The organism is Streptomyces anatolicus, from assembly GCF_019400875.1.
GTDB classification, from domain to species: Bacteria; Actinomycetota; Actinomycetes; order Streptomycetales; family Streptomycetaceae; genus Streptomyces; species Streptomyces anatolicus.
In genome coordinates this window covers 1-1,933 of sequence record NZ_WMBF01000759.1, presented here as the reverse complement: position 1 = coordinate 1,933, position 1,933 = coordinate 1, and the positions used below count along the sequence as shown (strand labels likewise).

Here is a 1,933-nt window from a genome sequence, read left to right as displayed (position 1 = left end):
CATGGGAGCTTCCCTGGGGGCCTTTGTGGGACGTGGGCCGGGGTATGTCGCTGGGCATGCGGACAGGCTCGCCGCGCTGGATGGATGGGGTCCAACACCTTCTCGGTGCCGATTCACGCATCCGCGTTGTAGGTTCTCTCGGTGACCGCAGAGACCGACATCGACCCGCGCCTCCTGCGCGCGTTCGTCGCCGTCTCCGAAGAGCTGCACTTCACCCGCGCGGCCGCCCGCCTGTACGTGGCACAGCAGGCGCTGAGCCGGGATGTGCGGCGCCTGGAGCGGGAGTTGGGCGCCGAGCTGTTCTCGCGTACGACACGGCAGGTCGCGCTCACCGCCGACGGCGAACGGCTCCTTCCGTACGCGCGTCGGGTCCTCGCGGCGCAGGACGAGCTGGTCGCCGCGTTCGCGGGGGCCGCGCGGCCGCTGCTCGTCGACCTGAACAGCCCCGGGCTCGTCTTCGGGCGGATCCTCGAACGGGCCCGCGAACTCGCCCCGGAGAGCGAGCTGATGGCCCGCTTCGAGAGCGGCCTCACGGGCGCCGCCGCCGAGATGGTCGCCGGACGGCTCGACATGTCCTTCGGGCGGTACGCCGGGCTCGACCCCGCTCTGCGGTCCGCGCTCGCCCAGCAGCCCGTGCGGTACGAGCCGATGGCGGTGCTGCTGCCGTGCGACCACCCGTTGGCCGGGCTTGCCGCCGTGCCGCTGGACGCGCTCGCGGGGGAGACCGTGTACGCGGGGGCGGGCAATCCCGGGACGCTGGAGTGGACCGACCTCGCGCACCGGCTCTTCGAAGGGCGTGGCATCGGCGTCGCGCCGCCCGCGCCGCTGGCCGTGGGGCCGGAGGAGTTCGGGCGGATCATGGCGAAGAAGCGCAACCCGGCCTTGGTCGTAGTGGACTTTCCGGCCATGCCGGGTGCCGTACTGCGGCCGCTGGTCGATCCCGTACCGCTCTCGCCCGTCTCGCTCGTGTGGCGAAAAGGTCTGGTTCATCCGGGGGTGACGGCGGTACGGGCCGCTGCCGCGGAGCTCGCCGCCGCCGAAGGGTGGCTGGAGAAGCCTGTGGAGGGGTGGGTTCCGGCCGCAGATGCACTCATCATGATGAGTCGGATCTGACTGATAACCGCTCCTGCCCCTTCGAGCGCTACATTCGTCGCCCGGGGTCTACGCGCACCCGAATTCCACGAGGTGGGGGTCTGTGTACGCATGGAATCGTGGCGAGAGGACGCGTTGCCGGGACACACCCACGACCCGAACGAGGTCACCGTTCCGATCGACGGCCTGGGCCGGACGCTCGCGGATCTGCCGGCCGCGTTCGGTGCGGGCGGCCTGGGCGACGCGGGCCATGTGGGCCATGGGAGCCATGTGGGCTATGTGAGCGGTGAGGCTGACGTGCCCGCCTCCGTCGAGGAGACGGGCCGGCGTGATCGGAAGTACCGCCGGATGGGCGTGATCGTCGGTATCGCCTGTGTGGTCTACGCGCTGGTCATCGTCGGCACGCTGTTCTCGGGCAGTACGCAGGCGCCCTGGCTGCCGGTGCGGGGGCCTGAGGGCGGCGCGGGCGGCGGCGAGGGTGGCGTCGAGGGCGGCAAGGGCGACGGGCCGGTGCCCCCCGTGGACGCGTCCGGCCGCCCGGACGGTCTGGTCGAGCCCGCCGTCTCCGCTGACCCGTCCGCCTCCTCGTCCGCCGCGGCTCGGGCGCGGGATGGCCGGGAGGACGCCGAGGCGGGGCCCGAGCCGGGCGAGAAGGGCGGGCTCGGTGCGTCACGCCGGGGTGACGAGGACGGCTCACCTCGTGCGGCGCTGCCCGCCGAGGGCGGTGAGCCCGGCCCCGGTGCGCGCCGTGCGGACGGCGGCGGTCCCGGTCAGGCTCCGACCGGCGGCGCGACGGCCCCGGCGTACGGCCCCGCGGTACCGGCCGCCCCGCTGCCTGCCC

1 protein-coding gene and 1 pseudogene are annotated in these 1,933 nt (G+C 73.6%); both read left to right on the top strand.

Going from position 1 to position 1,933, the window contains the following annotated elements:
- Window positions 1–141: 141 nt before the first annotated feature.
- The gene (locus GKQ77_RS32215; protein WP_219692671.1) at window positions 142–1,113 is read left to right on the top strand and encodes a LysR family transcriptional regulator; all 972 of its coding nucleotides are present in this window, start codon (window positions 142–144) and stop codon (window positions 1,111–1,113) included.
- Between the two features lie 90 nt (window positions 1,114–1,203).
- Window positions 1,204–1,933, top strand: a pseudogene (locus GKQ77_RS32210) (hypothetical protein); the annotation flags it as partial.